24 protein-coding genes are annotated in these 25,669 nt (G+C 45.5%); all 24 read right to left on the bottom strand.

All coding sequences use genetic code 11. The annotated features are described in order from the left end of the window. Positions 1-63: 63 nt before the first annotated feature. A complete protein-coding gene (gene truB / locus CXK86_RS03145) occupies positions 64-987 on the bottom strand; it encodes a tRNA pseudouridine(55) synthase TruB (protein ID WP_076249803.1) in 924 nt (307 codons plus the stop codon). Continuing rightward, a complete protein-coding gene (locus CXK86_RS03140) occupies positions 981-1,958 on the bottom strand; it encodes a DHH family phosphoesterase (protein ID WP_076249804.1) in 978 nt (325 codons plus the stop codon). Before CXK86_RS03140 ends, truB begins: the two co-directional genes overlap by 7 nt. Before the next feature lie 19 nt (positions 1,959-1,977). Further along, positions 1,978-2,337: a 30S ribosome-binding factor RbfA gene (gene rbfA / locus CXK86_RS03135; RefSeq protein WP_017689140.1), complete on the bottom strand. Its 360-nt coding sequence runs from the start codon at positions 2,335-2,337 to the stop codon at positions 1,978-1,980. 25 nt (positions 2,338-2,362) lie between these two features. Further along, entirely contained in the window at positions 2,363-4,951 is a 2,589-nt protein-coding gene (gene infB, locus CXK86_RS03130; protein ID WP_036609305.1) for a translation initiation factor IF-2, read from the bottom strand. Continuing rightward, complete coding sequence (locus CXK86_RS03125; RefSeq protein ID WP_017689142.1) at positions 4,944-5,273, bottom strand: L7Ae/L30e/S12e/Gadd45 family ribosomal protein; 330 nt, start codon at positions 5,271-5,273, stop codon at positions 4,944-4,946. Before CXK86_RS03125 ends, infB begins: the two co-directional genes overlap by 8 nt. Then, positions 5,266-5,571 (bottom strand): RNase P modulator RnpM, encoded by a 306-nt coding sequence (gene rnpM, locus CXK86_RS03120; RefSeq protein WP_036609307.1) that lies wholly within the window; start codon positions 5,569-5,571, stop codon positions 5,266-5,268. Before rnpM ends, CXK86_RS03125 begins: the two co-directional genes overlap by 8 nt. Before the next feature lie 25 nt (positions 5,572-5,596). Then, entirely contained in the window at positions 5,597-6,694 is a 1,098-nt protein-coding gene (nusA, locus tag CXK86_RS03115; RefSeq protein WP_036609309.1) for a transcription termination factor NusA, read from the bottom strand. A 123-nt stretch (positions 6,695-6,817) separates the two neighbouring features. Then, positions 6,818-7,279: a ribosome maturation factor RimP gene (gene rimP, locus CXK86_RS03110; RefSeq protein ID WP_036609311.1), complete on the bottom strand. Its 462-nt coding sequence runs from the start codon at positions 7,277-7,279 to the stop codon at positions 6,818-6,820. 257 nt (positions 7,280-7,536) lie between these two features. Further along, positions 7,537-11,856: a PolC-type DNA polymerase III gene (locus CXK86_RS03105; RefSeq protein ID WP_076249805.1), complete on the bottom strand. Its 4,320-nt coding sequence runs from the start codon at positions 11,854-11,856 to the stop codon at positions 7,537-7,539. Between the two features lie 382 nt (positions 11,857-12,238). Then, a complete protein-coding gene (gene proS, locus CXK86_RS03100; RefSeq protein WP_036670387.1) occupies positions 12,239-13,693 on the bottom strand; it encodes a proline--tRNA ligase in 1,455 nt (484 codons plus the stop codon). A gap of 62 nt (positions 13,694-13,755) precedes the next feature. Beyond that, on the bottom strand, positions 13,756-15,027 hold the full coding sequence (rseP, locus tag CXK86_RS03095) for an RIP metalloprotease RseP (protein WP_076249806.1): 1,272 nt from the start codon (positions 15,025-15,027) through the stop codon (positions 13,756-13,758). A gap of 113 nt (positions 15,028-15,140) precedes the next feature. Beyond that, positions 15,141-16,280 carry a 1-deoxy-D-xylulose-5-phosphate reductoisomerase gene (locus CXK86_RS03090; RefSeq protein WP_076249807.1) on the bottom strand — a complete coding sequence of 380 codons (1,140 nt, stop codon included), beginning with the start codon at positions 16,278-16,280 and terminating at the stop codon, positions 15,141-15,143. 70 nt (positions 16,281-16,350) lie between these two features. Beyond that, positions 16,351-17,145, bottom strand: a complete 795-nt coding sequence (locus tag CXK86_RS03085) for a phosphatidate cytidylyltransferase (protein ID WP_036670385.1) — start codon at positions 17,143-17,145, stop codon at positions 16,351-16,353. Between the two features lie 16 nt (positions 17,146-17,161). Continuing rightward, positions 17,162-17,929 (bottom strand): undecaprenyl pyrophosphate synthase, encoded by a 768-nt coding sequence (locus tag CXK86_RS03080; RefSeq protein WP_017689151.1) that lies wholly within the window; start codon positions 17,927-17,929, stop codon positions 17,162-17,164. 89 nt (positions 17,930-18,018) lie between these two features. Beyond that, complete coding sequence (gene frr / locus CXK86_RS03075) at positions 18,019-18,573, bottom strand: ribosome recycling factor (RefSeq protein ID WP_036670384.1); 555 nt, start codon at positions 18,571-18,573, stop codon at positions 18,019-18,021. Continuing rightward, complete coding sequence (gene pyrH / locus CXK86_RS03070) at positions 18,573-19,301, bottom strand: UMP kinase (protein ID WP_017689153.1); 729 nt, start codon at positions 19,299-19,301, stop codon at positions 18,573-18,575. The genes frr and pyrH overlap by 1 nt, the downstream gene beginning before the upstream one ends. Before the next feature lie 232 nt (positions 19,302-19,533). Next, a complete protein-coding gene (gene tsf / locus CXK86_RS03065) occupies positions 19,534-20,184 on the bottom strand; it encodes a translation elongation factor Ts (protein WP_036609326.1) in 651 nt (216 codons plus the stop codon). A 115-nt stretch (positions 20,185-20,299) separates the two neighbouring features. Continuing rightward, on the bottom strand, positions 20,300-20,998 hold the full coding sequence (gene rpsB / locus CXK86_RS03060) for a 30S ribosomal protein S2 (RefSeq protein ID WP_017689155.1): 699 nt from the start codon (positions 20,996-20,998) through the stop codon (positions 20,300-20,302). 296 nt (positions 20,999-21,294) lie between these two features. Continuing rightward, on the bottom strand, positions 21,295-21,921 hold the full coding sequence (locus CXK86_RS03055) for an endolytic transglycosylase MltG (protein WP_076249808.1): 627 nt from the start codon (positions 21,919-21,921) through the stop codon (positions 21,295-21,297). 3 nt (positions 21,922-21,924) lie between these two features. Continuing rightward, positions 21,925-22,509, bottom strand: coding sequence for a hypothetical protein (locus tag CXK86_RS03050; protein ID WP_036670381.1), 585 nt, complete (start codon positions 22,507-22,509; stop codon positions 21,925-21,927). Between the two features lie 65 nt (positions 22,510-22,574). After that, entirely contained in the window at positions 22,575-22,895 is a 321-nt protein-coding gene (locus CXK86_RS03045) for a hypothetical protein (protein ID WP_076249809.1), read from the bottom strand. 52 nt (positions 22,896-22,947) lie between these two features. Continuing rightward, on the bottom strand, positions 22,948-24,357 hold the full coding sequence (locus tag CXK86_RS03040) for a flagellar assembly protein A (RefSeq protein WP_076249810.1): 1,410 nt from the start codon (positions 24,355-24,357) through the stop codon (positions 22,948-22,950). A gap of 62 nt (positions 24,358-24,419) precedes the next feature. Beyond that, the gene (locus CXK86_RS03035; protein WP_076249811.1) at positions 24,420-25,208 is read right to left on the bottom strand and encodes a FliA/WhiG family RNA polymerase sigma factor; all 789 of its coding nucleotides are present in this window, start codon (positions 25,206-25,208) and stop codon (positions 24,420-24,422) included. Between the two features lie 15 nt (positions 25,209-25,223). After that, positions 25,224-25,667 carry a hypothetical protein gene (locus CXK86_RS03030; protein ID WP_017689161.1) on the bottom strand — a complete coding sequence of 148 codons (444 nt, stop codon included), beginning with the start codon at positions 25,665-25,667 and terminating at the stop codon, positions 25,224-25,226. Positions 25,668-25,669: the final 2 nt, after the last annotated feature.

The raw sequence follows: 25,669 nt of genomic DNA, 5'->3' as shown, positions 1-25,669 counted from the left end.
CACCTGCATTTCACTAGATAGGCCAAGCTAGAGCATCACCACAACTCCAAGCCCGAAACCTCTTTATTCCGGCAAAAAGACTTTAACTGCCCTCACCGTTGGTTTTAGTTCATCCCGCTCAAATATCCCCAGAAACGTACCATCCTGAGCATACAACCGCAGCAAACCAGGTTGCTCCACAGGCGGTTCCAGAAGACGCGCAGACAGTTTCTGACCTTGCAGTGCTCCTTTGGTTAGTTCTTCTCCAACCTTATGGGCCGGAATTGAAGCAATAGCCTCGTCAACAGGAATCAGCGCCTCCGCCAAAGTCCCGTCAGCCATAAGTTGTTCCACTTCTTCAATTCGAAGACAACGATCTGCAGAGATACCTGCCGATATCGTACGCTCCAGTTGAACCATGGTTGATGGATATCCGAGTTGCCGACCAATGTCTACACACAATGTCCGAATATAAGTTCCTTTTGAACATAAGGCCCGGAAGGATATATCGGTGGTCTCACCCTGAGTCTCAATCCCAGTAAGTTCGAGCTCATAGATTGTGACCTCACGGCTCTTACGCTCTACCGTCTTACCTTCACGAGCAAGCTCATAAAGACGTTTGCCGTCTACCTTTACGGCAGAATACATGGGTGGTACCTGTGAGATCGTGCCCAGAAACTGCTCAAGCACCTGTTGAACCTGTTCCTGTGTTACTTCCACAGTCGTTTCAGCCCGCTCAATGACTTCCCCTGTCATATCCTCTGTGTCAGTAGACAGTCCCAGTCTGAGCGTAGCCAGATATTCCTTCGGAAGCTCCTGCATGTACTCTACCACACGTGTCGCCCGTCCAAGACAGAGCGGCAGAACGCCTGTAACTTGTGGGTCAAGTGTGCCCGTATGCCCAATGCGCTTCATTTTGAGAATGCGACGCATTTTGGCTACAACATCATGAGAAGTAAAACCCGCCGGTTTATATACCGGAAGTACACCTTCAAATGGCTTTACCATTGTGAATTCACCTGCTTCAGTACTTTTGCGACAATATCATCAAGTCTGCCTTCCAGACGACATCCGGCTGCGAGCACATGCCCGCCTCCGCCAAAGGTCTGTGCTAGTGCAGCAACATCAATCTTACCAGCTGAACGCAAAGAAACCTTGACTGCATTCTCGTTGATGACTTTGAAAAAGATACCAACTTCCACGCCCTGAATGTTGCGTGGATAGTTCACTACCCCTTCAAGATCTTCATTAGCTGCTCCACAAGCCACCATATCATCTGGTGTAATAACAACCCAGGCTATCTTTCCATCATCTGTCATCTGCAGGCTTGATAGTGCCTGATTCAAAATCCGAACTTGCGGAAGAGTCACCTGCTCCAACAAGGTCTGGGCGAGATAGGGTCCATTCACGCCATGTTCAAGCAGTCTGGAGGCCGTTTTCATTACATTTGGGCTGGTGTTGGCATAGCGGAATCCACCTGTATCGGTAAGCAATCCTGTATAAACTGCCGTCGCAACATCTTGATCCCATGTTACTTGGAACAGGTTAAGAAAATCGAACAAGATTTCAGCCGTAGCAGCAGCATCTGACTTAATGATGTTGACTGTACCATAACCGTCATTTGTAGGGTGATGATCAATATTCAAGATAACAGCATCATCTTCGAAATAATGACGTGTCAAACCTACTCTGGCAAAGTCTGCACAATCCACACAGATAACAGCTTTATATTTTCGCTGCGGTGGTTGTTCGGTCATGTTCACAATGTTGCCTGCTTCCCACAGAAATTGCATGCGCCCGGGGATTTCACCTTCATTAATCATCGTGAATGTCTTACCCAGACATGACAGCAGCCAGCCCACCGTTACCGTCGAGCTGACTGCGTCACCGTCCGGCTGTACATGCGACACGACCAGGTAATCATCATGCTCCAGTAGAAATTGCTTTCCGGCCTGGAGCGCCTGTTCATAAGTGTGCATTGCCGTCTCCTCTATTCTGTTACTGGGATTCGTTCTTGTCGGAACCAATATCGCCAAGCAGCTTCTCAATTCGGCTGCCATAAGCGATGGATTCGTCAATCTTAAATATCAACTCGGGAACATGCCGGAACCGGATACGTTTGCCCAGCTCCGAACGCAAAAATCCATTTGCTTTTGCCAGAGCTTTCAGCGTGTTATCTTTTTGTTCCTGTTCACCGAAGACACTCAGATAAACTTTGGCTTGCGACAAGTCTCCTGTCACTTCGACTCCCGTTACCGTAATAAAGCCGATACGTGGATCTTTCAGTTCAGACTGGATGAGCAGACTTATTTCTTTCTTGATCTGCTCGCCCACTCTACCTGTACGAATCTTAGCCATTGTTGTTCACCTCATGCTTCCTTGCTTATCGTTGTACTGTCTCCATAATGAAAGCTTCGATAACGTCGCCTTCTTTGAGATCATTATATTTATCAAGTGTGATACCGCACTCGTAACCTTGTGCTACTTCTTTGGCATCATCTTTATAACGTTTCAGGGAATCCAGCTTACCTTCGTAAAGGACAATGCCATCACGAATCAGGCGTGCTTCCGCAGAACGCGTAATTTTACCCGAGGTAACCATACAACCAGCGATGGTACCCACTTTACTGATGGAGAACGTGCTCCGAACTTCAGCATGACCGATAACTTTTTCTTTGTAGATCGGATCAAGCATACCTTTCATCGCTTGTTCAATTTCTTCGATAACACTGTAGATCACGCGATGCAGACGAATGTCTACTTGCTCTTGATCTGCAGTTGATTTCGCCTGGTTATCAGGACGAACGTTGAAACCGATCACGATAGCATTGGATGCTGCAGCTAAAATGATGTCGGATTCTGTGATTGCACCAGCGCCGCTATGAATAATTTTCACGCGTACACCTTCAACTTCGATCTTCGCAAGGGAACCTTTCAATGCTTCAACCGAACCTTGTACATCACCTTTGATGATTACGTTCAGATCTTTGATCTCGCCATCTTTGATGTGCTGGAACAGATCATCCAACGTCACACGAGTATGCGTACCCAGATCGGATTCACGTTGCGTGATCGAACGTTTGTCAGCGATGGAACGCGCTTTGCGCTCATCTTCAAACACCATGAATGGATCTCCCGCACCTGGAACTTCAGTCAGACCTGTGATTTCTACAGGTGTTGAAGGTCCAGCTTCTTTCAATTTGCGACCTTTGTCATTGACCATCGCACGAACACGACCGAAGCAGTTACCTGCAACGAAAGCATCGCCGACTTTCAATGTACCGTGCTGTACGAGGATACGTGCAACTGGGCCACGTCCTTTATCCAGCTCGGCTTCAATCACTGTACCACGGGCACGTTTGTCCGGGTTCGCTTTGTATTCATTCACTTCTGCAACGAGCAGAATCATTTCAAGCAGACCTTCCAGACCCATTCTTTGTTTCGCTGACACGTTAACAAAGATGGTATCTCCGCCCCACTCTTCCGGAACGAGTTCATAGCTGGTTAATTCTTGTTTCACTTTATCTGGATCAGCGCCCGGCTTGTCAATTTTGTTGACAGCAACGATGATTGGTAGCCCAGCAGCTTTGGCATGGTTAATCGCCTCAATGGTCTGTGGCATAACACCGTCATCCGCAGCTACGACAATAATCGTCATATCCGTAACTTGTGCGCCACGTGCACGCATCGCTGTAAACGCTTCGTGACCCGGAGTATCCAGGAACGTGATTTTTTTGTTGTTAATTTCAACTTGATAAGCACCGATATGTTGCGTGATTCCGCCTGCTTCGCCATCGGATACATTCGTGGAACGAATCGCATCCAGCAAAGTAGTTTTACCATGGTCAACGTGACCCATGATCGTAACTACTGGTGGACGAGCCTGCAAGTCAGCAGCATCATCATTCTCTTCCAGTGTTTCGAAACGGTCATCTTCAAGCACAATCTTCACTTCAACCTCAACACCGAATTCACCTGAAAGCAGAAGGATCGTTTCGATATCAAGCTCTTGGTTGATTGTTGCCATAACACCCATAGCGATGAGCTTTTTGATAACTTCGGAAGCATCCTTATGGAGCAACTTCGCTGTTTCACCAACGGTCATATCACCACGAACGATGATTTTCTTAGGTGTGTTATCAATTTTCTCACGTTGTTGGTACTGTTGTTGATTTCTGTTGCGGTTGTTCTTGCCACCACGGTTACCACGGAAGTTACCGCCACGGTTGTCATCATAACGACGTCCACCGCCACCGCTGTTCGAACGGTTACCACTATTGTTGTTGCTGCCAGTAGTACCACCTGGGCCGCTTCTACGTTGGCCTTGTCCTTGGCTCTGACCTTGGCCACCGCTACGGTTGCCAGCAGTACCTGTATTACCACCGCTGTTAGGGCCTGAAGTTCTTACTTGACCGCCACCGCTGTTATTCGGACGTTGACCACCCGTTCCTTGCGGACGGGATGCAGTACTGCTTTGTCCACCTTGAGCTGGTCTTGGACGGTTAGTTGATTGTCCTCCTTGGCTTGAGCCTTGGGAAGAGTTCGTTCTGTTGCGACTGTCTTGGCCGCTGGGTCTTTGAGTGCCATTGTTATTGTTGGAATTTGGTCTATTGTTCATACCTACCTGCTTTTCCTGTTGTATTTTTGTTTGTACGGGACTACCGGATGGGTTGCTGCTAATCGGCGTGTTCACTCCGCCGGCCGGCTTGTTGCTGTCCACTGGTTTGTCACTACGTACTGCCGAAGTTGCAACTGGTTTTGCATCGTTGCCTTGTTTCGAAGCAGCAGTGGATTTTATATCTTTAAAAAATTGTTCCACCTTACCGACTGAACCATTCTCCATGACACTCATATGATTGTTTACGGGAATTTCCAGCTTTTTAAGAATGGTTATAATTTCTTTACTACTCATATTAAGGGACTTCGCATATTCATAAACCCGCAATTTATCCTTGTTTTCCTGTTTACTCAATATACTCCACCTCCGACATTATACCGACTTGCTTGGAGATCATTTTTGCAAACCCTCGATCCGTTACTGCAAGAACAACACGCGTGTCTTTACCGATACTTGAACCCAGACTATCCCGGTCAAATCCGATCAACAGAGGAACCTTATAAGTTCCGCATTTATCGCGAAATTTCTTTTGTGTATTGGCTGAGGCGTCACCCGCAACAATAACCATTTTAGCTTCGGAAGAACGGATCGCTTTAAGTACAATTTCTTCACCTGTTACAAGTTTACCTGCACGCATAGAGAGTCCCAAATAAGACAGCGTTTTAATATTAGTCATGTTCACGCTCCTGTGCTGCTATGAATTCATCCTCAACCGCGATGAAGTCAGCTGCTAATTGCTCGTAAATTTCAGGTGAGACTTTGCCTTTTAACGCCCGATCCAAAGCCCGGTTTTTGAGTGCGAGCTTAAAACAGGACTCTTTGCCGCATAAATAGGCACCACGTCCGGATTTTTTGCCAGTCAAATCGATCAGCACTTCATCCTCTGGCGTTTTAACAATGCGAATCAGCTGCTTTTTGGGCATCATTTCTTGGCATGCCACACATTTGCGCAGCGGCACTTTTTTTGGTTTCATACGTCAGCGCCCCCCGTACTTTACTTTAGTCGACGGAGACGGAATCCTGATGCATTTCAGAAGAAGAATCTTTTTCTCTGCCGAATTCCTGTTCCGCCTGGCTCTCGCTCTTAATGTCGATTTTCCAGCCGGTTAATTTGGCTGCCAATCTGGCATTTTGGCCTTTGATACCAATTGCGAGGGACAGTTGATAGTCCGGAACGATAACCCGAGCCATCTTTTCTTCCTCAAATACATGAACTTCCAATACTTTGGAAGGACTCAGTGCATTAGCAACATATTCGTCTACCTGATCGGAGAAACGAACGATGTCGATTTTTTCACCGCGCAGCTCACCCACAATGGTCTGCACGCGCATTCCCCTAGGACCTACACAAGATCCAACTGGATCAACTTCCTCGTTGCGGGAATGAACGGCAATCTTGGAGCGGAACCCTGCTTCGCGAGCGACGGAGCGAATTTCAACTACACCGTCAAAGATCTCAGGCACTTCCAGTTCAAAGAGACGTTTCAAGAGGCCCGGATGGGTACGGGACAAAATGATTTGCGGCCCTTTCGTCGTATTCTCGACCTTGGTGATATACGCCTTAATACGGTCACCATGAACAAACTTCTCGTTCGGCATCAATTCGGTCAGCGGTAAAGCCGCTTCGATTTTGCCCAGATCGATGTAGATATTGCGCAAATCCTGACGCTGCACCACTCCCGTAACGATATCTTCTTCCTTATCTACGAAAGCGTTGTAGATCAGGCCGCGTTCGGCTTCACGAATCCGCTGGGTCACTACCTGTTTGGCAGTTTGTGCCGCGATACGTCCGAAATCACGCGGCGTAACTTCAATCTCCGCAATATCTTCCAGCTGGAAGTGTGGGTTGATTTCTCGTGCAGCAGGCAATGAAATTTCGGTACGTGAATCCAGGACTTCTTCCACGATCAATTTACGGGCATACACCCGAATAACTCCCGTATTACGGTTCATGTCAACACGCACATTCTGGGCCGTGTTGAAATTCCGCTTGTAGCTGGAAATTAGTGCAGCCTCGATCGCTTCAAACAGCACATCCTTGCTGATCCCTTTTTCCCGTTCCAATTCATTCATTGCTTCAATAAAATCCGTACTCATGAATGTTGATCCCCCTTTCAAACATGGCATCTCATACGTAAAACGGCGAAAGGCTCTGAACTCATGAGCACCTTGCCGTTATCGTGAGATGTGTCTTTTTCATTAATAAAGTGAACAAGGCACTTAAAACAAAATAGCTAGGCGCGCACTGGCAACCTTATCATAAGAAATGGCATGCTGTTTTTTGCCTGCTTCGATCACGAGTTCATCGTCATCAAAGGAAAGCAGCTTGCCTTCAAATTCCTTCAATCCGTTCACCGGCTCGTAGGTTGTAACAAAAACATTTTTGCCTACAGCTTTGGTAACGTCCTCAGGTTTTTTCAGTGGACGCTCCGCACCGGGAGAAGACACTTCAAGGAAATAGATGGTTGGAATCGGATCGTTCTCATCCAGCTTGGCGCTCAGCTTTTCGCTGATCAAGACACAATCGTCGATGTCGATGCCACCCTCTTTGTCGACATACACCCGTAAAAACCAGTTGCTGCCTTCTTTGACGTATTCGATGTCAACCAGCTCGAAGCCTTGTTCGTTCAAGTAGGGTTGGATCATTTCTTCCACGGTAGATTTAATGTTCGTTGTGCTCAAAACCAATAACCTCCAACTTAGGTTACACCAGCAAAAAAAGCACTGGCAGATTATTCAATACCCAAGATTCTTGTATACCAAAGACTAAAGAGTGGGTTTCCCCACTCTTTAGAAATTCGTACTATCTCGTTCACTTCAAAAATTATAACATAGTCTGGTAATAGTGACAAGTAAGCGATGCTTCAGGCAGTTTACTTACTAATGAAGGAAAAATTACGTTCCCTCAACAATCGCTATGGTTAGATCCAAATTCAATCCTAGAAAAGGGAAAGCTGATTGCTCTCTGGCAAGCCACGGAAACATCCCATATTCGACAGGAGTTCAACAATGGTCTTACTTGCTTTCGACTTCTGCTGGAAGTCTTCCACCGACAGGAATTCACCATGATCTCTTGCCGCAGCAATATTGCGAGCTGCATTATCCCCGATTCCTGCCAAAGCTGAAAATGGAGGGATTAGTGTTTTTCCGTCAACGATGAACTTTGTCGCTTCTGAACGGTATAAGTCAATGGATTTCAGCGAGAATCCGCGTGCTGCCATTTCCAGACCCATTTCCAGGACAGGTAACATGTTTTTCTCTTTTGGAGGTGCCTGGAAACCTAATTGCTCAATTTCCGTAATTTTGCGATAGATCGCGTCATATCCCTGACACATCAGTTCGATATCAATCTCATCCGCACGAACGGTAAAGTAAGTTGCGTAATATTCAATCGGATGATACAGCTTGAAAAACGCCGTACGTACTGCCGAAATAACATAAGCGGCCGCGTGAGCCTTCGGGAACATGTACTGGATTTTGAGGCATGAATCAATGTACCATTGAGGCACTTTACAATTCTTCATCTCGTCAATCCATTCCTGTGGCAGACCCCGTCCTTTACGAACACTCTCGGTAATCTTAAATGCCAGACTTGCGTCCATTCCCGTTTTATAGATCAGAAATAACATGATATCATCCCGACAACCAATTACCGTCTTAATGTTACACGTTCCGTTCTTAATCAGATCCTGAGCGTTTCCAAGCCATACCCCTGTACCATGGGACAATCCGGAAATCTGCAGTAAATCGGCAAAAGACGTCGGCTGGGATTCAACAAGCATCTGACGTACAAACTTCGTTCCCATCTCCGGCACGCCAAACGTCGCGACTGGCGACCTAATCTGTTCCGGTGTAACACCCAAAGCTTCGGTTGAGTTAAACATGCTCATGACTTTCGGATCATTCATCGGAATGGTCGTTGGATCGACCCCTGTCAAATCCTGCAACATCCGCATCATAGTTGGATCATCGTGCCCCAGAATATCAAGTTTCAGCAAGTTTTCTTCAAAAGCATGATAATCAAAGTGTGTCGTTTTCCACTCCGCATTAACGTCGTCAGCCGGAAACTGAACAGGTGTAACGTCTTCGACCTCGATATAATCAGGTACTACGACAATACCACCGGGATGCTGACCAGTACTCCGTTTCACCCCAGTACAGCCAGAGGCCAAACGATTCAATTCAGCTCCACGCCATTTCTTCTGATGATGTTCCTCGTACTTCTTGGCAAAACCAAATGCTGTTTTCTCAGCCACCGTACCGATGGTCCCCGCACGGAAAACACTCTTCTCACTAAATAGTACTTTCGTATAGTTATGAGCATGAGGCTGATAATCACCAGAGAAGTTCAAGTCAATATCGGGAACTTTATCTCCTTTAAATCCAAGGAAGGTCTCAAACGGAATATCCTGGCCTTCTCCTTTAAGTGTGCCACCACAATCCGGACACTCTTTCTCTGGAAGGTCAAATCCACTCCGAACACTGCCGTCCAGGAACCACTCGCTGTGTTTGCATTCTGAATTCACACAAATATAATGAGCAGGTAGTGGATTAACCTCGGATATACCCAGGAATGTAGCAACAACAGAGGAGCCAACCGATCCCCGCGAACCTACGAGGTAACCATCCTGATTCGATTTTTTAACCAAGCGTTCCGAGATCAGATAGTTGGCAGAAAAACCGTATTTAATAATTGGAATGAGCTCTTTCTCTAGTCGTGCAACTATTACTTCTGGTAATTCCTCGCCATAGATAGACTTGGCAGTGTCATAGCAGGTATTACGGATTTCTTCGTCCGCACCTTCCAGAATTGGAGTAAACAATTTGTCCGGGAATAACTTAATTTCCTCAAAGCGGTCAGATAACTCTACCGTATTTGTAACAACGACTTCGTAAGCTTTATCTTGGCCCAGGAACTGGAACTCTTCCAGCATTTCCTCTGTCGTTCTGAAATGTGCATCCGGTTTACGTTGATCTTTGAGTGGACTAAAACCTGTAATTCCGTGAATGGTAATATCCCGATATAACTTGTCACGCGGTTCCAAATAGTGCACGTTACCTGTGGCTATGACTGGTTTATTAAATTTTACACCTATATCGATGACTTTACGGATCGCTGTTTTGATTTCTTCGGGTGTAGCCACCAACCCTTTATCCACCAAATGCATATACATGGTAAGTGGTTGGATCTCCAGTATGTCATAGAACTCAGCGATCTCTTCCGCTTCTTCGAGCGATTTGTTAAGCACCGCTTCGAAAAACTCCCCTTTTTCACAGCCCGATATAATAACAAGCCCTTCACGCAAATTAATCAGTTTTGATTTGGGAATGCACGGTACCCGCTTGAAATGTTCCGTATGAGAGAGAGATACCAGCTTGTATAGATTTTTCTTACCGACATCATTCAATGCATAGATTCCACAATGGAAAGGTCTTGTATTCGACAAGTCGACACCTACATAATCGTTCAAGCGATCAAGCCTCGTTAACCCTTTCATCTGAGCAGCATCATTTAATAATCCGATCAGTATACCCGCGAGTGCAATCGTATCATCAATGGCACGGTGATGACTTTCAAGTCCAACCTTATATTTATCTGCCATCGTATTCAGACGGTGGTTCTTATTTTTTGGAAATAACAATCGCGCCAGTTCCAACGTGTCAAGGACAGGGTTAGGAAGCTCTGGCATTCCAATTTGCTTCAGCGAAGCCTGGATAAAGCCCATATCAAAACGTGCATTATGCGCAACAAGCACACCATCACCAGCAAACTGCACAAACTCACGAATGACAGGCTCCAGCTCAGGTGCGTCTTTTACCATGTCATCATTAATATTGGTCAACTGCTGAATGTTGTAGGGAATGCGTTCATGCGGATTCACAAACGTTGCAAACCGGTCGATTTCTTTACCATCTTGCATCTTCACGGCTGCAATCTCAATGATTTTGTTCTGTGTTACCGACAAACCTGTGGTCTCGATATCAAATACGATGTATGTTGCTGTTTGGAGATCCAATGGCTGAGGAGCCATTACAACGGCAACAGAGTCATTCACGACATTGGCCTCGAGGCCGTAGATCATTTTAATCCCGTTTTTCTTAGCAGCCTTGGAAGCCTCGGGATATACCTGCACCCCACCATGATCAGTGACTGCAATCGCCTTATGTCCCCACTCTGCTGCCATTTTCACGTATTTGTCGATTGAAGTTACAGCATCCATCGTACTCATCGTAGAGTGCAAATGGAACTCCACCCGTTTCTCTGGTGCATTATCTTTGCGAGACGGCGGTGCTTTAACTTCAATCAAATCCGATGGAATCATGGCCAGTTCAGGAATTTGCATAAACCGGTCATATTCTACACGACCACGCACTTTTACCCATTTACCGTTAGCCAACAAACTGAGAATTTTAACATCCTCTTTTGTTTTGGCAAACATCTTCATTTGCATGGAGTCCGTGAAGTCGGTCAGGTAGAAGGTAAACAACGTATTTCCGTTTCGCAGTTCTTTACGATCCAGTCCAAACACCGAACCTTGAAGCGTGACCTTTTTCTCTTCATCCTGGATTTCCTGCATAGGTACTGCAGGTTCCTTGATGTCATAACCCATTTGCAAACGCAGATCACCCTGCTCCTCATCCACCGGGATTTCTGTGTCCACTTCACTCATCATCTTCTCGATGACCTCAAGTTCTTCTACACGTTTTTGGGCTTGGAACTGTTCCATGGCCTCTTTATTGCTTCCCACTTCACCCACTTGCATCTTGATGCGAAGAGGTAGATGAAAGTATTTTTCATAGAATTTCGTAATAGCCTGATCTATCTGTTTCTTACGAGCCAATTCCATCGACGTTGCATCACTCATTGTCAGTTGTAGGAGATCCTCTTCACATTCAAAGGTTGTCCGGTTCATCCAACCATTTACAGATGGAATCTCACGGGTAACCCACTCCAGAAAGAGATTCCAATATTCACTGACGATATCACCATTTTGTACTTGGTCCGTGTATTTGAAGCCAAATGAAATTTTGGCGATATGATTCATTTTCTCTTGGATATGCAGGCAAAATGTGCGATAGATTGGAGCGGGTACCAACGTATCCTTTGCAATCAGAATATTCCAATCCCGATTACTTCGATTGGTCTCTACTTGTTCAATCCATCCATCCAAAAAATAGGGCTCTAACAGACCAGCCGGAAGCTCTGCCTGTTTCATCAACAACTCAAACCGTTTTCTTTTCTCCTCGAATCCGCTCATCGTGTTCCTCCTTGTACCCCCTTAAAGCATGAAAAGCCCCTGCATTCAAAAATGTCACCGATCCGAACTCGCACCGACTCATTTTATCCGACAGAAGCTCTCCATTCATTACTCTTACAGTCCGTACGTGCCATTATATACATTGAACAAAAAGATATTTACACTTACCACTCCGATAACAGAACAACCTTCCGATCGCTGTTACCCCCAGATTTTTTGATTCCCATTTACAAAGGGGAAAATCCGGGGATAAAGGCGCAGTGTATGCTTCCGATGTAGCTTTCTTTCAGAAAGCTTTTAGCTCCGCTTCTTCAGGTTATTTCTGTTCTCTACGTTCTCATGTAAATGTTTAGTTCAATGTATATAGTCATGTGACCCTGACTTAGTATGCTCTTGCAAACACAACCGTGTGTTCTGCCTGTTCACCACAAGCCAGGCACGTATGCTTTTCTTCCGCAGGCTGGAACGGAATGTTCCGGCTTGTTGCACCTGTGACTTCTCTTACTTTATCTTCGCAAGTTTCCGAACCGCACCATCCGGCCAGTGTAAACCCGCGTTTATTTTCCATCAGTTCTTTCATCTCATCGAGTGTATCCACGGAGTAGAAGTTATCCGACATAAATGTGCGAGCACGCTCTAACATATCTACCTGGATCTGTGTCAGCATAGCCTGGATCTCTTCTACCAGGTTTGCTTGTTCTACCACTTTCTTCTCACCTGTGATCCGTGATACGAGTACACAAACGCCATTTTCCATATCACGTGGACCAATCTCTAGACGAATCGGAACACCGCGCATCTCGTATTCATTGAATTTCCAACCTGGGCGAACATCGCTGCGATCATCCATTTTCACACGGACTCCAGCTTTTTTCAACTCAGTGAACAACTCATCTGCACGCCCAACAACAGCATCACGTGTTTTCGGAGGTCCAATTGGAATCATGACCACTTGAGTCGGTGCGACTTTAGGAGGAAGTACGAGACCACGGTCATCTCCATGAACCATAATTAATGCACCGATCAAACGTGTGCTTACTCCCCATGAAGTAGTGTAAGCCAGCTCCAGCACATTATTCCGGCTAAGATACTGGATTTCAAATGCTTTTGCAAAGTTCGTCCCCATGTAGTGAGATGTACCTGCTTGTACTGCACGTCCATCCTTCATCATGGCTTCGATCGAGTAGGTATCCACCGCACCCGCAAACTTCTCGGACTTGGTTTTCTGACCCACAATTACAGGAATAGCCAAGTATTCCTCAACCACTTCACGATAAATCTGAAGCATTTTCATCGTTTCTTCACGTGCTTCTTCTTCCGTCTCATGCGCTGTATGACCTTCCTGCCACAGGAACTCACTTGTGCGAAGGAAAGGCAACGTTCTTTTTTCCCAACGAACTACGTTAGCCCACTGGTTGATCAGTACCGGAAGATCCCGATAAGACTGAATCCACTTGGAATACATGTGACCAATAATCGTTTCGGATGTAGGACGGATTGCCAGACGTTCTTCCAGCTTCTCTCCGCCAGCTTCCGTAACCCATGGTAATTCAGGGTTAAAACCTTCCACGTGCTCTTTTTCCTTTTGAAAGAAGCTCTCAGGAATGAACATCGGGAAGTACGCATTGCGATGACCCGTTTCCCGGAAACGACGATCCAACTCATCCTTAATATGTTCCCAGATTTCAAAGCCGTCTGGTTTGAACACAATACAACCGCGTACGGGTGCATAGTCCATGAGATCAGCTTTTTTGATAACATCAATGTACCAGCGTGAGAAATCCTCACCCTGTGGTGTGATTTCAGTCACGAACTGTTTATCATTTTCCTTTGACATAAGACTCCAGCGTCCTCCCATAACGACTATCTCTGAATGTCCAGAGCGTAGTCCAACCGTAATTATCCGTTAATTAAACGTAATATATCATTGTAAGTTACTGCCAGCATCAACACAAACAACATCGCAAATCCGACGAAATGCACCATGCCTTCGCGATTGGGATCAACAGGTCTGCCGCGCAGCGCTTCAATTCCCAAAAATACCAGACGGCTGCCGTCCAATGCAGGTATTGGTAGCAAGTTGAAAATCCCAAGGTATAGACTCAAAATTGCTGCCCATCTCGTTAACTGCTCAATCCCTTGTTTAGCAATTTGTCCTGTCACTTCAAATGTGCGAACTGGACCACCAATATCATCCATGTTGAACTGATTGATCAGATGTTTAAAACCTTCAAATATTATTTTGGTTGTGTCAACCATGGCCACGCCTGAGACTTTAAATGTCTCTACAAATCCAACAGATCGGGTTGGTAACGTAGGTACAATTCCCACTTTACCGCCCTCTTGTCCTTCTACAGCACGTGGAGTAATCGTTATATTAAACGTATCCGAACCCCGGCGCAGCGTCCATTCCATCGGCTTGTCTTTGGAATCGGCAATCATCGACACCATTTTTTGTGAATCCGTACCAATTGCAGTACCATTGATGGTTTCGATAATATCGCCCTTTTGCAGGTTCGCCTGATCCGCTGCCCCACCTTCAAGCACTTCACCAATTACAAGATTTTTTGGATTTTCCACTGGAACTCCTGCCATCTGCGCATATACAGCAAACAGCACAAAGGCCAAGATAAAGTTCATGAGTGGGCCCGCAAAAATAGCCAATGCACGCTGTCCAACAGTTTTGCTGCCGAATTGACGATCTTTCGGTGCAATCTGCGTTTGTTTACCTCGACTTACCAACATTGCTTGAGGATGAATACGATACTCCTGAATCTCTCCATCTACATCGAGTTGAAGCTTCAGCGCTCTCTCCATATCAATGGAGATGACTTCACCACGTATTACATTTTTACGGTTATCCAGCTGGTCCAGATAGATCATCTTCACCTGGTCATCCGCTGATCTTACCGCAATGGTCTGTCCTTCCTGGATCTCTACCAGTTCCGGATCTTCCCCTGCCATCCGTGCATATCCACCAAAAGGCAACAAACGCAATGTAAACTGGGTCTCGTTTCTTTTATATGAGAACAATTTGGGACCAAAACCGATCGCAAACTCCCGTACAAGAATACCGGCGCGTTTGGCAAAATAATAATGCCCCCATTCATGAACCGTCACGATGACAAAGAACATGAGCACCGTTAGAAATACCACTTGTATGGTTTCCAATCCCTATCCATCCTCCTTCACGGCACATACCGCAGTCTGTCCCTCTAGATTATCATTATTCTCTGATGCCGCACAAGAGAATCACTTCTTCCAATTTGTTATGAAAAAAGAGATTACAGACTGGCCGCAAGCTTACGGCTCTCCTGATCACAACGTGCGATCTCCTGCAGATCAGGCTCGTCCACATTGTGGTGTGCTTCCAGCACAGAAGCAATAATATCTTCTATTTTAAGGAATGAAATCTCTTTACGCAAGAAACGGGCTACAGCAACCTCGTTGGCTGCATTAAACGCCGTTGTTGCGGTTCCTCCCATTTTACCACACTCATACGCCATTCTTAAACACGGGAACCGTTCCATATCCATATCACGGAAATGTAATTTCCCAGCTTGAGCAAGAGACAGACGCTGTGCTGGTGATGGCAAGCGGTCAGGGTAAGTCAGTGCATATTGAATTGGAACTCGCATATCCGGATTCCCCAGTTGTGCGATGATGCTTGTGTCATCAAATTCCACATATGAATGAATAACACTCTCTGGGTGAAGCAATACATTAATCTGATCATATCGAAGACCAAATAACCAATGTGCTTCAATGACCTCAAGACCCTTGTTAACCATCGTTGCCGAGTCTATCGTGATTTTGGAGCCCATTGACCAATTCGGATGTTTAAGTGCATCCTCTATAGTCACGTTCTTCAACTGTTCACGGGTAAGATCACGGAATGATCCACCTGAAGCGGTGAGCGTGATGCCTGTCAGGCGTTCTCTGTTTTCACCATTTAAACATTGGAATATCGCAGAGTGCTCACTATCAACGGGCAGTAAAGAGACTCCTTTGGCAGCCGCTCTTGTCGTAACGATATGCCCCGCTGTAACCAATGTCTCCTTATTGGCCAGTCCGATCTGTTTGCCTGCATCTATGGCAGCAAGCGTTGACTCCAATCCAATACTGCCCACCACCGCTGTAACAACCGTATGCGCATCGGTTCCTGCCGCAACTTCTACGAGTCCTTCGTTGCCATAAAATAGTTGCGTTCCTGCTGGCAAATGTGGAGCTATCTTCTCCGCCAGTTCTTTGGACCCCACTGATACTTTGTTCGGCCGGTAACGTTTGGTTTGTTCGATCAGCAGGTCTGTATTGCCTCCGGCAGCCAGTCCCTCCACTTGAAAGAGTTCTGGATGCATGTCAACTACATCCAGTGTCTGGGTTCCAATGGAACCGGTTGACCCAAGAATCGCAATTTTTTTCATGCTGCACCTCATCTTTAATTATCCAATGCCTACGGCGAACAATGCTGTTATCTCAGACTCATGTTCTTCTTTAGTAGGGCAGTAGCATTAGTATATGTACGAATGGAAAAACAACAATCCAGCTGTCGCACCGATCAAGAATGCCTCCATGCCCTGGGAGAAGACTGCCTGAATCCTTGATATTATATACACGTTTGTATGCAGACTGGATCAAGTCACCCATCTGACCTACAACTGCACAGGCAATTCCGATCACAATCGCTCTCTGCCAGGAAAGCAAACCATCTGATACTAATGCAAAAATAACAGAAGTAACAATTGCAATTACGATGCCACCCAGTGCACCCTCTATAGTTTTGTTTGGACTGATAGAAGGCCACAGTTTGTTTTTACCAATGAGTTTCCCTACAAAATAAGCTCCTGCATCACTGGCCCATATGGAGCCCAGCAACAGGAACGTCCAGAACAACCCATGATGCAGATGTCTGGATTCTGCAATGTAATAGAAACCGATCCCTATATACAACACGCCGAGGAAAAGCATGGCCACTGTATTCACGGGAACCTTATTTTTGGTGACAACCGAAGCTGTCATCAGTACAAGCATTACTATCCAGATGACCTGAAATAAGGATAGCGGTCTTGCCTCCCAAAACATTTCCCAAGGAAACACAATGGCAAACACACCAGCATATCCAATCAGGGCCACACCTGAAAAAGGCATCACCCCGGTCATTTTAACAAATTCATAATAACCGATGAGAGCCATAAGCAATACCAAACCATGGTACCAGGGTCCGCCCAGCATGCAAAAACCTAAAAACAACACACCTGCTATGATTCCTGTCGTTAGTCGCTGTTTCAACGGCTTCATCCTCCATCTATTTCAAACCGCCGTAACGCCTTGTTCTGCGCTGATATTCGGCTACTGCTTCAAGCAAATGCTTTTTGCCAAATTCGGGCCAGTATATATCCGTAAACCATAATTCACTATATGCAAGCTGCCAAAGCATAAAGTTGCTTAATCTCAACTCTCCGCTCGTCCGGATCAGCAGATCCGGATCAGGCATGTCAACCGTCAGCATATGTCTATCAATGAGTTCAGGTGTTATATCCTCTGCCGATAGTTCCCCCGATTTCACCTGCAGAGCGATCTGTTTAACACAGTCCGTCATTTCACGACGACTTCCATAGTTCATTGCAAAATTCAAAACGAGACCTGTATTATGTTCCGTAAGACGAATGGCTTCCCGCAAGGCATTAATGGTATGAGAAGGTAAATGTTCCTCTTGGCCCATCATGCGAATGCGCACATTTTTTTCTATAAGTTCATCCAGCTCTATAGCTAGAAATTCTTGCGGAAGTCGCATCAGAAAATCCACTTCTTCTTTTGGACGCGTCCAGTTTTCTGTCGAAAAAGCGTACATCGTCAGATATTTGATGCCCAGTTCATCCGCCGCGATGGTCGCACGTTTGACCGCCTTCATGCCATTTTGGTGCCCGGCTATACGCGGCAGCCCCAAACGTTTGGCCCATCGTCCATTGCCGTCCATGATGATGGCGACGTGCTGCGGGATATTGTCCTCGGATATAGTCAGCGTTTCCTGCTTGTCAGCCCCATTCCACCACGACCGAACCCGTTTGATCATTCCTGTTCCTCCAAAATCCCTGAAGTTTCTTTATCTGAAGCTTGGAAAAAGAGACAAAACCCCACCGTATTGGAGGGGCTGCGCTTGTCTTACACTTCCATGATTTCTTTTTCTTTGGCAGCGAGTACCTTATCGACTTCAGCAATAAACTTGTCGGTCGATTTTTGGATATCATCTTGATGTCTCCGGGATTCATCCTCAGAAATATCTGACTTTTCCAGTTTCTTGATGTCATCATTCGCATCACGGCGAATGTTACGAATCGCTACTTTACCTTCTTCACCGAACTTCTTCGTCAGCTTAACAAGTTCCGCTCTACGTTCTTCCGTCAATGCCGGAATAGACAAACGGATCATGCTACCATCATTGGCTGGAGTAAGACCCAGATCCGATTTCATGATGGCACGCTCGATGTCACTCATGGAGGATTTGTCCCAAGGCTGAATCATCAGTGTACGGGAATCCGGAGTACTGATATTAGCGAGTTGATTCAATGGCGTCATTGCTCCATAATACTCTACCTGAATTCGGTCCAGAAGAGCTGGAGTTGCGCGGCCTGCACGCAAAGTAGCCAGGTCACGACGCAATGCTTGAATTGCTTTTTCCATACGCTCTTCGGCATGTTGTTTAACCGCTTGTGGCATTAATCTACACTCCCTTTAACGATTGTTCCGATACGTTCGCCCAGAACAACACGTTTGATGTTACCTTGTTCCGTAATGGCAAATACGATCAACGGGATGTTGTTGTCCTTACAAAGCGAGGATGCCGTTGAATCCATTACACCAAGGTCTTTGTTAAGAATATCCATGTAAGTCAACTGATCAAATTTCACAGCTGTACTGTCCTTAAACGGATCTGCTGAGTATACACCATCAACTTTATTTTTGGCCATCAAGATAACTTCTGCTTCAATCTCCGCTGCGCGCAGTGCTGCTGTTGTATCCGTGGAAAAGAACGGGTTACCTGTACCTGCTGCAAAAATAACGACCCGGCCTTTCTCCAGATGGCGAATAGCTCTACGACGAATATAAGGCTCTGCAATCTGTTGCATTGCAATAGATGTCTGTACACGCGTAGGCACTTCAATCTGTTCCAAAGCATCCTGCAGTGCCAGCGAGTTCATTACTGTCGCCAGCATACCCATATAATCGGCAGTTGCACGATCGATGCCGTTTTCGCTACCGGCAATTCCACGCCAGATGTTTCCGCCGCCACATACAATAGCAACCTGTACACCAAGTGCAACAACCTCTTTTACCTGTTGGGCAATCGACGAGATCGTATCTGCATCAATACCGTAGCCGTTTTGACCGGAAAGAGACTCTCCGCTGACCTTTAAGACAACACGTTTAAATACTGGCTGTTCCAATTATTCACCCTCCACTTTGAATCGAACACGCTTGGTGTTCAACCAACAAAACTTCTCGCGCATGGCCTCCTGCTTAAAAAGAAAGGAACACAGTTGTGTTCCGCTCTTTTAGGAAAAACGTTTAACCGGTAAGGCACTGTTTTCCTGAGATATAAGGGAGTTTACGCTTCGAAGTTTCATCATTCTTATATCTTCGAAAATCAATTCTGCTCGCCGGTTTATAGAAACCGTCTTATTTGTTTACTTGGGACATTACTTCTTCTACGAAGTTGTCTACTTTTTTCTCAAGACCTTCACCCAGTTCGTAACGAACGAAACGACGGATGGAGATGTTTTCACCAATTTGGCTGATTTTTTCGTTCAGCAATTGAGAGATCGTTTTGTCTGGATCTTTAACAAAAGTTTGTTCCAGCAGGCAGTACTCTTCGTAGTATTTACCGATACGGCCTTCAACCATTTTTTCAATGATTTTTTCTGGTTTGCCTTCGTTAAGAGCTTGAGCTTTCAGGATTTCTTTTTCTTTTTCCAGCTCATCTGCAGGAACTTCTTCACGTGTAACGAATTTAGGATTAGCTGCAGCGATTTGCATAGCTACATCTTTAACGAAATCCTTAAATTGATCCGTTTTACCAACGAAGTCTGTTTCACAGTTAACTTCAACCAAGACACCAATACGTCCACCAGCGTGGATGTAAGATTCAACAACGCCTTCAGTTGCTGCACGGCCTGCTTTGCTTGCTGCTGCAGAAAGACCTTTCTCACGCAACAATTCAGCTGCTTTTGTTACATCACCGTTTGCTTCTTCCAGTGCTTTTTTGCAATCGAGCATACCAGCGCCCGTTCTTTCGCGAAGTTCTTTTACTGCACTCGCATTAACTGCCATTATAAATTCCCTCCAACATTAAGTATTGTACGTACACTCTAAAAAAAGGGCAGTGAGAGGTTATCCACCTGCCAACCACCCTTTTCATTTAGTTTATAACATATGTTCGAATCTATTAAGCGGAAGTTTCTTCGCCTTGGTTAGCTTCGATTACAGCATCAGCCATTTTACCTGTAAGCAATTTAACAGCGCGGATCGCGTCGTCATTACCTGGGATAACATAATCGATCTCATCCGGATCGCAGTTAGTATCAACGATACCAACAATTGGGATACCCAATTTGCGAGCTTCCGCAACAGCGATACGCTCTTTGCGTGGATCGATGATGAACAGGGCGCTTGGCAGGCCTTTCATATTTTTAATACCGCCCAAGAATTTCTCCAGACGATCTTTTTCTTTGCGAAGCAAGATTACTTCTTTTTTAGGCAATACAGCGAATGTACCGTCTTCTTCCCAAGCTTCCAACTGTTTCAAACGATCAATACGTTTTTGAATAGTTTGGAAGTTAGTCAGGGTACCGCCGAGCCAGCGTTGGTTAATGTAGAATTGACCAGCACGTTCAGCTTCTTCTTTAACAGAATCTTGAGCTTGTTTCTTAGTACCCACGAAAAGAATTTTACCATTCTCTCCTGCGATTCCTTTAACGAAATTGTAAGCCTCTTCGACTTTTTTCACCGTTTTTTGCAAATCGATGATGTAAATTCCGTTTCTTTCAGTGAAGATATAACGATCCATTTTTGGGTTCCAACGACGAGTTTGGTGACCGAAGTGTACCCCAGCTTCGAGAAGCTGCTTCATGGAGATTACTGCCATCTTCACACACCTCCTAATATGGTTTTTATTGTGTCCTCCGCCGGCATCATTTTTCGCCAAGACTCTCCATAAGGAAAGCACCCTCAACAAAATTAGCACATGCGTGTGTTTTAACACCGTTATCTAATATAGCATAACTGACTGTCCGATGCAACAGTCTTTGAAGCTAAAAACTACTTTTCGTTTTTTGCTAGTATCGAATCATTTTAAACTTGATATGTAACTCAGGCGCTAATTATTATCAAGCTTTGAAAATGTACCGTTTAATACGCAAAAACCGTCCTGTCCGAGCATGCTCAGTTTGACGGTTCTTTCGTGATTTTTGCGATAATGGATTTGAAACTTTCGCCTTTTTCAAGCGCATAGGTACCCACCTGGATTTTGGTATTGATTCGCTCAGCCTTGCCAGCCTTTATGAATGCTTGAGCATCATCTACGATTCCCGCAGTTTTTAGGTTTGCTGCAACGATCGCCAGACTGTTGCCTGAACGTACTTTAAATGATACTGTTGCGCCTTTCGGATTGCTTGGCGTTACAGGTTCTGTTGTTTTCGGCTCAGTTATCTCTTTCTGCCCTTCAACTTCACTTGTAGCAGGCTCTTGTGGCTTCTCAGGCTCGGTAGGTGTTTCCGTAGAGGTTACTGTCTCAGGTGGTGTTGCTGTTTCCCCTTGCAACTCACTGCTTTCCTGCTTTTTCTTCTCTACCCACTCAGCTTCTGTGTACAATTCCTCTTCAGAACCGACCACCTTCATATCCAGGCTTTTTGCAGCTGTTTCAAGCTGTTCTTTGGTCATATTGGCAGTCTGCTCGGGGTCCAGATTACTATCCGACAATGCATTTTGTCCAACTGTGGCCAGTTGAAGCAAAACTGCACCAATAATCATGCCGCTCCCCAGACCAATCCATAAGGATCGCTTGTCCATGACTTAGCTTTCCTCCCGTTCTGCCAGTTGCAGTATTAACTGTACCTCACCTCGCTGAATGCCTGTCTGCTTGGATATGGCATCCATCGACTTACCTTCAGCATGTAGATTAAAGAGTTCTGCATATCGATCTTTAATCGATTCACGCCCAGGCAAAGATTCGACTTCACTGGTCTGTTGGTCTGCTTCTAACGCCTGCTGGGCCGCCTCTGCTTGTACACTTTTCACGAGTGCTTGTGCTTGCAAACCTTCGGAAGATTGTACAGATACATTACCGGAGTGTGGAACAGGTGATGCGACAGCTTCGTTCTTTTTGCTCTGTTCCAGCTGATCCAACCGCTGCTGTAATTCCTGAAGTTGCAATTGCATACGTTGATCGGCTGCTGTCGCTTCTCCCTTCATTTCAGCCACACGTTGAATAAGAGCATCATTATCATTTTCGATCTCGGTCATGTAGTGCTCAAGCGTAGATTCCATCTCCTGCACCAGTTGATGCCCAGGCTCTTGCACCTTGTTTTTCCGTGGCATAATACAAGCGTAGGCGATGGCGCAGGCCCCTAATATGACAATAATGATCCATGGTGACAAATTGGGTTCTCTCCTTCTGATTCAACCATCGGTGCGCAAGACTGCATGTCCATAACAACCATTTATTATAAAGACAGATCTATGTGTTTTCCCTTGTAAGGGTGCTCTGCAGGTTTCACAGTTTCTTGAGCTTGAGCCTGAACCGTCTCCTGTCCATCGGAACCACTCTGCTGATCTCCATCATGGTTATGCCCATCACGCACCGAAGTCTGTGAAGTTTCGTCCATTGCTTCACTTCGTTGCCTTGCTTCATTTGCTTCTTTCGACGTTTGCTCTGCCAAAAGATTCTGATCCGTAATCGGTCGCTGCTGGGCTTCACTTTGATAACGTCCCGCTTCACTTGTTCGTGGTACCGCAATCTGCAACTCCACTGCTTTGAAACTCATACGCTCACCTCACGGTTTCGAATGGATTTCTTCCTGTGCCTGAATGCTGTACTTAAACGTATGGAACCATCGTAATATCACCATCGTGATAATAAAATGAAATTCGACTCACTGGATCTTTAATAAATTTCGTGTATCTGCCGATAACTATTTTAGAGCCTCCATAAATCATCTTCAGAATATCAACACGAGCATTACTTGTATCTTCAAGTGCCTTTTCAATTTCAAAGATACGCATTTTCGTTTCTTCACTTATACGAAGAGCAGATTTCTGCGTAGCATTCAGTTTGATTCGCATCGACATCTTATCTGGAGTTAGTTGTCCAGCGGCAGCTAATTGATCCAGCAATGTCAAAGCTTTCTTCGTTTTGTCCAAGGAATCCATCTGTTCTCTGACTTCCTTACGCAAATCATTGAGTTCGTTACGCAGCTTTGGCAGCACACCAACTTCTATGGAAGTGACCGTGGACATGCTGTTGCCCACAACACGCGCTGAGACGTTCTGACCAGCCTGGATCGAGCCACCAACAATAAGACCTTTGGTTCCCGCACAGATGACACCGTGGCCAGCACGAATATTAGAATGCATAATACTTTGGGAAACCAGAACATCTTCACCGGCATCTACGTTGCCTTCTTGAATGAAAGTACATTTAACATTATGGCCTGCTTGTACCAGTCCTTTGTTATATCCAATAATACCACCGGTAATTTCGATTGAGCCGCCTGCTTCCAGTTCAGCTCCTTCGACACCTCCGACGACACGAATGTCACCTGCTGCTTTTACTTTAAATCCGGTAAGTACATTGCCTCGTATGACAACTGTGCCTACAAAGTCGATATTACCGTTATTGTAGTCAACGTCACCATTGACTTCATAAACCGGAAACACATTCAGTTTGTTACCGTCCGTTTTGGTAACCAGCCCATCCAGTGCAGCATACATCGCAGAACCATCCGGGTTAATCACAACGTTTTTCCCAACTTTAAACCGAGCTTCTTTTCCCGGACGATAAGGAATTTCCTCACCCGTTACTGCCCTGCCTGGTATGCCATCGCTAGGAGCGATCCGCTCTGCAATGATCTGACCACTACGGACATTGTTTAATCGGGTCACTTCTTTGTAATCGACAGTTCCATCTTCCGATTCCAGTGGTCGTCGTTCATTCGTATCGTCCATTCCAACCAGGACCTTGATGAAGCCATCTGTTCCTTGAATGGGAGCGACACCTTCTGCAATCTTGTATTTATCTTTCAAATAGGTTTCAGGGTTGTTCACAAAAAGTAATAATGCCTCTCGCGATACACCTTGTTTGATGCCCTTGTTTGCCACAAATTGTTCAAGTTCATCGATCGTGCAGGCAAAGCCTTCTTCCTCTTTGGAAAATTCAAGGTAGGCTGTGCATTTGTCGTCCGATAAAACAATGTTTAAACATTGTTCCAAAGCAGTCCGCTGTGTCACCGCAATTCTTCCCCCTTTTAGACTTTCCACTCCCCAAACTCCAATGATATTACTTCTCTCTATTAATCTTTACGCATCAACAAATCTTTCTGTTTGTCCAACGTGCCGCGTAATCGTAATATTGCCTTGGAATGTAACTGGGATATACGAGACGGAGAAAGAGACATAACCTCAGCAATTTCACTAAGAGAAAGATCATCGTAATACAAGAGTGAAACAACCGTTCTCTCTTTTACCGTCAACTTGTCAAGCCCTTGCACCAAAGCTTCCTTCAAATAAAACTCATTCACTTTATAATCCGGATTTTTGGCTTTCTCATCCACCATCAAAGACAGACGAGTCTCAGACTCTTCCTCACGAATTGGGTCCTCCAGCGAGCAAAGTGACATGACTGCCACTTCCTGAAGCATATGTTGAAAATCTTTAGTGGATACGTCCAAGTACTCGCTCATTTCCTCATCACTAACAGACCTGAGATAACTTTGTTCCAGCTGTTGGTAGGCGTCTTCAATTCGCTTGGCCTTCTCACGCACAGAACGCGGAACCCAATCACCTTGACGCAGACCGTCAAGAATGGCTCCGCGGACCCTCCATGATGCATAAGTTTCAAATTGCAGACCACGTTCATAGTCGAACTTCTCCAATGCATCAATTAACCCCATAACGCCATTGCTCTCCAAGTCATCCTTGGGAACATTTTTGGGTAAACCAACAGCCAGTCGACCGGATACATAATTTACAATATGAAGATACTTTTCAATCAACGTTTTCTTGGCTTCAAGATCTCCATGTTCTTTCCACTTTTCCCACAGATCAGAATGGTTCAAATGTGAAGCTTTACGCTCGTTCAATTACTTTCACCCTCCTTATTTGTCTGTCAGGTGACGAACGGCCTGCGCCAATTCCTCCGGATCCTTGGTCCGGACAAGTTTAGGCGGATCCAAAGGGGCGAATCCCGTTGGAGCTTTCGTCTCAGATGGCGGAAGATCGTCCCCAGATGAAGCGTTCTGTCCACTCTTGAGCAAATCATTCAGCTCTTGTCCATCGTCTTCGATTTTAATGTCCACCTGTGAACCTCTTTGATCTTGAGCACTTGGTGAATCATAACCATACCCATTTCCCTCGATCTGAGGGTTCAGCAGCAATCCCAATCCCCAGCGTAAACCATATGCAAGGACAAACCAGGCTACGAATCCGATCAATCCGCGAATTAAACTGGTCATCAGCACATTGCTGCTGTATGCTACAAAAAAAGTAAGAATAAACCCAACGATGCCTGCTCCAAGATTAATGCGGTAGTTTCCTATCATAG

This window comes from Paenibacillus sp. BGI2013, from assembly GCF_002843485.1.
Classification (GTDB): domain Bacteria; phylum Bacillota; class Bacilli; order Paenibacillales; family Paenibacillaceae; genus Paenibacillus; species Paenibacillus amylolyticus.
Note: the sequence above shows the minus strand (reverse complement) of the source record. Positions and strands in the feature narration are given on the sequence as shown.

Coding starts and splice junctions, on each gene's coding strand:
- truB (WP_076249803.1), bottom strand. CDS start 987: ATGGTAAAGCCATTTGAAGGTGTACTTCCGGTATATAAACCGGCGGGT.
- CXK86_RS03140 (WP_076249804.1), bottom strand. CDS start 1,958: ATGCACACTTATGAACAGGCGCTCCAGGCCGGAAAGCAATTTCTACTG.
- rbfA (WP_017689140.1), bottom strand. CDS start 2,337: ATGGCTAAGATTCGTACAGGTAGAGTGGGCGAGCAGATCAAGAAAGAA.
- CXK86_RS03125 (WP_017689142.1), bottom strand. CDS start 5,273: ATGACTAATATTAAAACGCTGTCTTATTTGGGACTCTCTATGCGTGCA.
- rnpM (WP_036609307.1), bottom strand. CDS start 5,571: ATGAAACCAAAAAAAGTGCCGCTGCGCAAATGTGTGGCATGCCAAGAA.
- nusA (WP_036609309.1), bottom strand. CDS start 6,694: ATGAGTACGGATTTTATTGAAGCAATGAATGAATTGGAACGGGAAAAA.
- CXK86_RS03105 (WP_076249805.1), bottom strand. CDS start 11,856: ATGAGCGGATTCGAGGAGAAAAGAAAACGGTTTGAGTTGTTGATGAAA.
- proS (WP_036670387.1), bottom strand. CDS start 13,693: ATGTCAAAGGAAAATGATAAACAGTTCGTGACTGAAATCACACCACAG.
- CXK86_RS03090 (WP_076249807.1), bottom strand. CDS start 16,280: ATGAAAAAAATTGCGATTCTTGGGTCAACCGGTTCCATTGGAACCCAG.
- CXK86_RS03080 (WP_017689151.1), bottom strand. CDS start 17,929: ATGATCAAACGGGTTCGGTCGTGGTGGAATGGGGCTGACAAGCAGGAA.
- frr (WP_036670384.1), bottom strand. CDS start 18,573: ATGCCACAAGCGGTTAAACAACATGCCGAAGAGCGTATGGAAAAAGCA.
- tsf (WP_036609326.1), bottom strand. CDS start 20,184: ATGGCAGTTAATGCGAGTGCAGTAAAAGAACTTCGCGAAAGAACGGGC.
- rpsB (WP_017689155.1), bottom strand. CDS start 20,998: ATGGCAGTAATCTCCATGAAGCAGCTTCTCGAAGCTGGGGTACACTTC.
- CXK86_RS03055 (WP_076249808.1), bottom strand. CDS start 21,921: ATGGACAAGCGATCCTTATGGATTGGTCTGGGGAGCGGCATGATTATT.
- CXK86_RS03045 (WP_076249809.1), bottom strand. CDS start 22,895: ATGAGTTTCAAAGCAGTGGAGTTGCAGATTGCGGTACCACGAACAAGT.
- CXK86_RS03030 (WP_017689161.1), bottom strand. CDS start 25,667: ATGATAGGAAACTACCGCATTAATCTTGGAGCAGGCATCGTTGGGTTT.